Origin of the sequence: Pseudanabaena biceps PCC 7429, from assembly GCF_000332215.1 — a bacterium.
Classification (GTDB): Bacteria; Cyanobacteriota; Cyanobacteriia; order Pseudanabaenales; family Pseudanabaenaceae; genus Pseudanabaena; species Pseudanabaena biceps.
Genome location: NZ_ALWB01000238.1, coordinates 1 through 8,122, shown reverse-complemented (window position 1 = coordinate 8,122; position 8,122 = coordinate 1). Strand labels below are relative to the sequence as shown.

General features: G+C 44.5%; 6 protein-coding genes and 3 pseudogenes. 4 read left to right on the top strand and 5 right to left on the bottom strand.

All coding sequences use genetic code 11. From position 1 onward, the window contains the following. Positions 1-31 precede the first annotated feature (31 nt). Positions 32-241: pseudogene (locus PSE7429_RS19465) on the top strand (hypothetical protein); the annotation flags it as partial. A 6-nt stretch (positions 242-247) separates the two neighbouring features. On the opposite strand, the gene PSE7429_RS19460 reads toward PSE7429_RS19465, so the two are convergent. Both PSE7429_RS19460 and PSE7429_RS19455 read right to left on the bottom strand, forming a co-directional pair. Continuing rightward, a complete protein-coding gene (locus tag PSE7429_RS19460; protein WP_009629053.1) occupies positions 248-757 on the bottom strand; it encodes a GNAT family N-acetyltransferase in 510 nt (169 codons plus the stop codon). Between the two features lie 6 nt (positions 758-763). Next, positions 764-1,075, bottom strand: a complete 312-nt coding sequence (locus tag PSE7429_RS19455; protein ID WP_009629052.1) for a type II toxin-antitoxin system TacA family antitoxin — start codon at positions 1,073-1,075, stop codon at positions 764-766. A gap of 138 nt (positions 1,076-1,213) precedes the next feature. On the opposite strand from PSE7429_RS19455, the pseudogene PSE7429_RS24690 reads away from it, so the two are divergent. Both PSE7429_RS24690 and PSE7429_RS19450 read left to right on the top strand, forming a co-directional pair. Beyond that, positions 1,214-1,318 (top strand): annotated as a pseudogene (locus tag PSE7429_RS24690) (AbrB/MazE/SpoVT family DNA-binding domain-containing protein); the annotation flags it as partial. Further along, positions 1,311-1,535: pseudogene (locus tag PSE7429_RS19450) on the top strand (type II toxin-antitoxin system PemK/MazF family toxin); the annotation flags it as partial. The pseudogenes PSE7429_RS24690 and PSE7429_RS19450, both read left to right, overlap by 8 nt. Positions 1,536-1,538: 3 nt before the next feature. On the opposite strand, the gene PSE7429_RS19445 reads toward PSE7429_RS19450, so the two are convergent. The 3 genes from PSE7429_RS19445 to PSE7429_RS19435 all read right to left on the bottom strand — a co-directional run bounded on the left by PSE7429_RS19445 (position 1,539) and on the right by PSE7429_RS19435 (position 5,513). Then, positions 1,539-2,885 (bottom strand): nicotinate phosphoribosyltransferase, encoded by a 1,347-nt coding sequence (locus tag PSE7429_RS19445; protein WP_009629049.1) that lies wholly within the window; start codon positions 2,883-2,885, stop codon positions 1,539-1,541. Between the two features lie 492 nt (positions 2,886-3,377). After that, a complete protein-coding gene (locus PSE7429_RS19440; RefSeq protein WP_009629048.1) occupies positions 3,378-3,923 on the bottom strand; it encodes a 2'-5' RNA ligase family protein in 546 nt (181 codons plus the stop codon). Between the two features lie 102 nt (positions 3,924-4,025). Beyond that, a complete protein-coding gene (locus PSE7429_RS19435) occupies positions 4,026-5,513 on the bottom strand; it encodes a protein kinase domain-containing protein (RefSeq protein WP_040689662.1) in 1,488 nt (495 codons plus the stop codon). A gap of 136 nt (positions 5,514-5,649) precedes the next feature. Between PSE7429_RS19435 and pcrA the strand changes: the two genes are divergently transcribed. Then, positions 5,650-8,025 (top strand): DNA helicase PcrA, encoded by a 2,376-nt coding sequence (pcrA, locus tag PSE7429_RS19430; protein WP_009629046.1) that lies wholly within the window; start codon positions 5,650-5,652, stop codon positions 8,023-8,025. Positions 8,026-8,122 lie beyond the last annotated feature (97 nt).

Sequence of the window (8,122 nt, the reverse complement as noted above, 5' to 3'; positions counted from 1 at the left end):
CCCAAAAGTGTAGCCACACTTTTGGGAATTGGTATTACATCGTAGTGCGGCATCTTTAGCGATCGAATGCGGCGAGTTCGAGATTGCAAATAGACTTATTGCAACTGCTTTATCAGGCAATCCACCAGCAGAAATTGCCGAAGAATTACAAGATTTGTTTATTCAAATTAACCTCCGCCAATATTTGCTGCGCCGAGGTGTAGCTCTAGATGAAGAGAAGTTGGCTAGTTTAATTAGATAGGACAGTCTAGATTAACGATGAGATTGCATCATTGATTGTAATCATCAAAGTCATCGGCGCAATCGGCGAAACCGTAAACCCGCACTTCTCATAAAATTGCTTTGCCTCATCAGAAATAGCTTCCACTAAAATCGCTCTAATTCCCGCAATTTCAGCAGCCTGTAAAGTGCGAAGTATCGCATCCCTAAGCAAGGCTTTGCCAATTCTCTTACCCTGCCAATTTTGATCAACTGCCAAACGTCCAATAATCATCACAGGAATGGGATCAGGCATATTTCGTTTGACTTTGCCTGTGGAGATAGTCTGCGCGATCACACCATTGGCTAAACAGTAATAAGCCACAACCACATTCTCAACAGTAACTACATAGCTTCGAGAAGCGCCTTGTATTTCATTCTTGAATGCACGATGCTTTAACCAATTATTGAGTTGAATATTTCCACAATCAAATTGATCGAGTTGATGGGAGGAATTCAGTTTTTCTGGTCGATTCAGAACCTGTTCTAATTCGGACATCACAGATTAATCCCAAGGAGCCTTAGCAGTGAGCAACTGCCGCAGATTTTCATTGGGTATAACAGGCGCATCTAGTCGGGCTAGAAATTGTTGGAATTTCTGCTCATCGACATCAAACAAACAGCGATCGAGTAGAACATCCTGTGCTTTCTGATAGGCAGAATCTAACATAAACTCTGAGCGACTTTTTCCTTGCAATGTTGCCGCGCGATCGATCAAGTCTCGCTGGTTTTGACTAATCCGCAGATTAATCGACAGGTCGCGAGTTTTACTTACGGGTTTATTCAGATCTGTCGTTTGTTGAGATGGCGTAGACATAAATAAAATCTCTGAAACACCTTTTCATAAATAATCCTAAGGCTTTGTATATACAATGTCAATACATCATACTCAATTAGCAATTTTCATCAAAAGTAGCTCCAATGTAATTACTTTTTGCTTGAAAGTTATTTGAATATGAGTACAGTTATCAGAACTCGCATTATTAAAATTGGGAACTCTCAGGGCATCCGTATTCCCAAAACCTTGCTAGAGCAAGGCGGAATTCAAACCGAAGATGAATCGCTATATTTCCACATTGATTATTGCGCCGATGACAACTAAAGGGAGAATCTATCCCACTCGCGTTATTTGCCATTTTCAGGGTAAAGATGGACAAATAGTCCTCGATCAAATTCGCACAATGGATAAATCGCGATTGGTGAAAAAGATTGGTCAAATTAGCCAAGATGCGCAAAGGGAAGTGCTTGATATTTTGGCGGAAATGTTTGCAGAATAGCTCCTAAGCCATATCAACTTTTACCGAAACTGTCTCTGGATTAGCAATATTGCGAACTTCTTGAGGTAAAGATTGCACAGAATTACGAGTACGTTGGGCGATCGCATCTAAATCATCTAAAGACTTCAACAACTCGCCATTGTGCATAATGCATTCTAGAAGCGGCTGCTCGTTGAGTTGAGGAATCTCAGAAATATGGGTGAGGCGATCGCCTTTTATTATACCATTCTCAAAACTGCGCCAGATCTGTTTGCGACCTGCGATCGATTGTTTCCCGCTTGACTTTTTGGAAACGGGAATATTATCAATTTCCACTAGCTTATAAACCCCATTTACAGGCGCACCTGTCACTAGTTTTGTCCCGATGCCATAGCCATCAATGGGCGCTCCCAACGATTTAAAACGGAGAATCTCGGCTTCGTCAATATCGCCACTGGCGAATATGGCAGCATCGGGAAGTAGCGCTTTTACTTCTTTAGAAACTGCGGCAATATCCCCTGAATCAATACGAACTCCTTTTACTTGCATTTCGCCAGATTTGACTTTTTCGGCAAGATTGCGGGCAGCAGCGATCGTGTCAAAGGTATCGATTAAAAGAGGACTATGGGGGAAAACTTGATGGAAAGCACTAAAGGCTCGATCTTCACTGCCTTCTGTCGCATTCAATGCCATCACTAACGCATGAGCCATCGTGCCGCTCGGTTGTCTACCAAGTTTGAGCGCTGCCAAAACATTAGAAGTAGCATCCATGCCTGCGGCAAGTGATGCTCTTGCCGCCCAGAGCGAAGCTTGAGGACTGAAGGCGCGTCTTGTGCCAAATTCTAAGAGGGTAATGCGATCGCCTGCTACATCGCGCATTCTTGCGGCTTTAGTGGCAATCAAGGTTTGATAGTTGATTGCATTTAGGAGATAGGTCTCGACCAGTTGCGCTTGCCAGAGGGGAGCTTCAATTCTTAAAAAAGGTTCGTTCGCAAAGAGAGCCGTTCCTTCTGGTACTGCCCATAGGTCGCCTTCAAAGCGGAAGTTAGCCAACAATTCCCAAAAGCGGCGATCGACGTTAGCAAAGATTCCTGTGGCTTGCAAGGCAGCTATTTGCTCGGCGGTGAAATGAAGATTTTGCAAATACTCCACTGCTTGGGCGATCCCCATCGCAATTAAGTAGCCAAATCCTTTGGGAAGACGACGCACGAATAATTCAAAACTAGCGCGTTTGCGATCGCATCCCTCCCGCACGTAGCAAGAACCCATCGTCAATTGATAAAGATCGGTAAGCAGCCCATATTCATCCGTTGCAATATTCAACGTATCGGACTTTAGGCTCACAGCAGGGTTCACAGTTATAGCGCTCATGACTTTAGTGGGGATAGAGGCTTATCCTCTTATTATAGTAGATTCTACCAAAATTGCAAGCATATTTTATTTGAATAAATTTAAATTAGTCAGTTTGTTGTTAAATTTGAAAGCTCAAAAAAGTTATTTATAGTAACGTAAGGTTTGATTAGGACATAAAACCCTAAAGATGAATGGCAGGGCGAAGTGCTACCTCTCATCTTTAGGATTTTGATTTGTCTTAGCTATCTCTTACGTTGCGATAGATTACGAAAACCCCAATTCAGATATTGGGAAGTATCAACAACTTATAGTAAAAGCAACATTAAATATGGATTTGTTTCAGCAATAAGTACTTGTGCAAAATAAATTACGGAAACCTGTAAAGTTGCGCCCCGCAGGGGCACAACTTTACAGCTATAAGCAGTTAAGCATAATTAAAAACCAAAATCAGAGAGCGTACCGCCCGCGTAGCGGGCGGTACGCTCTTCTAGGTTTTAAGTTGACTTATGCTTAGCTACTTAAAAAGGAAGATTGCGTGTGAACTTCCCATTTCCTTTCTTCGGAGACTAATAGAGTTAATTCATTTGCCTCAAATTCAAGATTAATCTGACGATCGCCAAATTCTGCCCAAGCAAGATCGAAATTTTCAGGAGTTAAGTCCCGAAAGGCAACGGTCATATGGGGTACAAAGGGTCTGGGCACATAGGGATCGACAATCCCAAGATTTTGGGAAAGGGTAGCAGCAAGATCTCCATAGAGCTGCAACAAAGTTGGGCTAGGCACAACATTGATATAAATCACTCGAGGCGGAAAAGCCGCGAACCCCGATAGGTTAATGGCAAAAGGCGATCGCGTTTTGGCAAATCTTTCTAGTTCGATTTGTAATGGCTCTAAGCGATCGCGAGCTAATTCAAAGGGGGGAATGAGTGTGATATGGGGAGGAGATTTGAGCGCAGCTTGAGAATGATAGCGATCGCCAAAATAATTCTGAATTTGGAGCGCTTCCGTTTGAATTTCTCTAGGCGGCAACAAGGCTATAAAAAATCTTTGGTGCATACTTCGGCTTAGATTAGTGATTTGGGTAATGATCTAAGTAGCTGAAGAGCGTACCGACCGCGTAGCGGTCGGTACGCTCTCTGGTACTGCTTAGGCAGTGATTTAGAGCAGTGAATATAGCAATTGGAAGATCAGGCGCAAGGCCGCCATTACCGCGATCGCTGCAAAACCAGCTACTCCGCAATATTGGGCAATTTCAATCCAACTTGGTAAGCTCTGAAACAGAGATTTCATCAAGAATTGACCGCCCCACACAGCGGCAAAGCTCAAGAGGTTTACGAATACAAAGAGATCCTTATTATCCAAAATGGAACTGGTTCTCAGGAAAATAATGCTGATTAACACGATCGCCAAAGCAATTAGATTGGCGGGAGTACCCACTGCGGCAATTCCCACCGTCGAGCTTACTTGCCATAACAGCATCGCTTCTACACCGAGCAAAAAAGCAGCCGTAAACTGAATGGGGATCGGAGCCGCCAGCAACCAAGGAGTTTTTGATGATCGCGCCGCAGGTTTGGGAATTGGCGGCGTGAAATTGGGCAGAGGTGCAGGCGGCGGCACTTGAATACTCGTCTGATACGGTGGCTTGACTGAAGATACTGGATTTTGAGGTTGAATATTTTGAGGTTGAATATTTTGAGGTTGAATATTTTGAGGTTGATGATTAGGATTATTAAGGGCTTGAAGCACCTCTGGGGCTGAAGCCCAACGATCGTTAGGAGCTGCCTCCAACATCTTTTGCAAAACTCGATTAAAGTTAGGACTGAGCTGCACAAAGCGATCCCACTGCCACTTGTTATAGTTCACATCAAATAATTCTTCGGGCTCTTGCCCCGTCAGTAAAAAGAGACAAGTTACCGCTAAAGCATAGAGATCGGTCGCAGGAAATACCGTATCGCCGCGCATCTGCTCGGGTGCGCCATAACCTGGGGTAAAAATACCCGTGGATTTTTGCCCTTGAGCTGTGCCTGCCACCTGCTTGACCGCGCCAAAATCCAGTAAAAAATAAGTCTGATCGGACTTGCGTACCATGATATTCGCAGGTTTAATATCCCGATGAATCGAGCCCTTTTCATGAATAAATGTCAAAACGGTCAGTAGACTTTGTAGAATCTCTAAAACATCCGCCTCGGCGATCGCCCCATGCTGGGCAACAATTTGCTCGAGCGTAAAGCCATCGACAAATTCCTGAACCAAAAAGAAAAATTCATCCTGCCCCGCCTGCACTTCAAAATAGGCTAGCAAATCAGGAATCTGGGAATGTGTCCCTAAATCCTCCAAGACTGTTGCCTCGCGTTCAAACATTTGCTTGGCAATTACCATCTGGGAACTATTCAAACCGACTGGTTGCAGGAGCTTCACCACGCAACGTTTCATCGCAGGTGTATAGCGATCGCGAGCCAAAAAGGTCGCACCAAACCCTCCTTGAGCGATCGGTTTTTCGACGATATAGCGACCGCCGAGCAGCAAAGACATCCCACAGGTCGTACAGAATTTTTGAGCGATCGTTTTTATCGTATTGCCGCTATCAAGATCGGCAAAAGAATTTAAAGGGCTTGGGCAATTCGGGCGCGTGCAATAAATATCCACTGGCTCATCATTAAGTTAGAGATTGACAGATCTTTCGGGCAATCGAGACTTGACACAGACTATCTCAGAAAGATCACAAGTAAACATTTTTGGCATACTGTATTAGAGTCTACCTAAGTTTCTCCCTCCTGCACCCATGAGTTCCAACTTTTTGCATCATCTCAACCCTGCCCAACAAAAAGCAGCCAGCCATCTGCATGGTCCAATGCTGGTAGTCGCAGGGGCAGGCTCAGGGAAAACAAGGACATTGACCTACCGCATCGCAAATTTAATGCTCAATCATAACGTCGCCCCCGAACAAATCCTAGCAGTGACCTTTACGAATAAGGCAGGCAAAGAAATGAACGAGCGAATTCAATCTTTGTTAACGCAAGAGGTCGCCCAAAGAGAATATGGAAAATCCTTAAGCGAAATTAGCGATTGGGAACAGGATAAGCTCCGTAAGAAAGTTTATAAGCAATATATCAATAGCTTTGCTCAAGATGGGCTTTGGATGGGTACTTTCCATAGTATGTGCTGTCGCATCTTGCGCCTTGATATTGATAAGTACAAAGATAGTAATGGTAGAAGCTGGGCAAAGAACTTTTCAATTTTTGACGATTCTGATGCTCAGTCCTTAGTCAAAGATATTGTCATCAATCAATTAAATTTAGACGAGAAAAAATTTGAGCCAAGGTCGGTACGTTTTGCGATCGGTAATGCCAAAAACAAGGGCTGGACTCCAGAGGAATATGAAAAACAAAGTGATGATTCGTCTTTTCGCAAACGAGCGATCGCCCAAGTTTACAGTCTCTATCAAAATCAACTAGCTACCAATAATGCCCTCGATTTTGACGATTTAATTTTCTTACCAGTGCGTCTATTTCAGCAGAATCCTGAAGTTCTTAAATACTGGCACGATCGCTTTCAGCATATTCTCGTCGATGAATATCAAGATACTAATCGCACCCAATACGATCTCATTCGGTTACTAGCGACGAATAATGTGAGCCAAAGCTGGGAAAATCGTTCCATTTTTGTGGTTGGCGATGCCGATCAATCAATTTATAGTTTCCGTTCAGCAGACTTCACTATTTTAATGGAGTTTCAAGTAGCCTTTGGCGATCGCTTGCCCGATGCCCATACCAAAACGATGATCAAGCTGGAAGAGAACTATCGTTCCGTCGCCAATATTCTCGAACTTGCCAACCAACTGATCGACCATAACTCCCAAAGGATTGACAAAATTTTGAAGGCAACCAGACCCGATGGCGACCTGATCGAATTATTCCGCGCCGAGGATGAGGTGGATGAATCGCAGTTCGTCATCGAGCAGATTCGTCGAGTTAAGACCAAGACTCCGAGCGCTAATCTCGGACATTTTGCGATTCTCTATCGCACTAATGCTCAGTCTCGACCCTTTGAGGAAATGCTGGTGCGGTGGAATATACCTTATAAGGTAGTCGGAGGACTGCGCTTTTATGATCGCAAAGAGATCAAAGATGTTCTGTCCTACTTGCGTTTACTCTCCAATCCCTCCGACACCCTCGGATTAATGCGAATTATCAATGTCCCCAAGCGCAGCATCGGCAAAGCAACCCTCGATAAGCTCCAACAAGCCGCTCAAGAACTCGGCGTGCCGATATGGGAAATAATCAGCGATGAAACTACAGTCAAAACTCTGGCAGGGCGATCGGCGCGAGGAGTTCTATCCTTTGTCGAACTAATGCAAAAATGGCAAGCGAAAGTTGCCGTTACACCTGCCGCCGATATCATTCAGGGAATTCTTGCCGAATCGGGCTATGTCGATGAATTGAAAGCGCAAAGTAATGACGAAGCCAACGATCGCATTGCCAACTTACAAGAACTTTATAATGCGGCTGTCCAATTTGCCGAAGAGAATGAAGATGCTTCCCTCGACGCATTTTTAGCAAATGCCGCCCTTGCCTCTAGCCTTGACGATAACAAAGAGAATGCTGAGAAGGTCACTCTCATGACACTCCATGCTGCCAAGGGTTTAGAATTTCCCGTCGTATTTCTAGTTGGTTTAGAGCAAGGGCTATTTCCTAGCTTCCGTTCCATTAACGATCCCATGGCTCTGGAAGAAGAACGTCGTCTCATGTATGTGGGCATCACTCGCGCCCAAGAAAAACTCTTCCTCAGTCACGCTCAAGCCCGCCGTCTCTACGGTAACCGTGAATATGCGATTCCTTCCCAATTCCTAGCCGAGTTGCCCAAGGAATATCTCACAGGGCATGGCATCGATAAATTTATCAGTAAGGCAAGTCAACGTGCCGAAGCCACCAGTGTTAAAGGTTCGCTGCGCTCGATGCCCCCCACCAAGGTAAATGCCGTCAAACCCAAACCTCGCATTGATTGGCAAGTAGGCGATCGCGTCATGCACGATAAATTTGGCGAAGGTCAAGTCTCGAACTTGCTAGGCACTGGTGACAAGATGTACTTAGCTGTAGCCTTTGCTGGTCAAGGCAAAAAAATCATCGATCCCAAAATTGCTCCAATTCAGAAAATTTAGCCAATTTCTCCCTCATAATCGGACACTCTCGCGCTAAGTAAGTAGGCTTAATTATATATAAAATCCTAAAACCTGCGGCGCACGCTGCGCGTGCGCC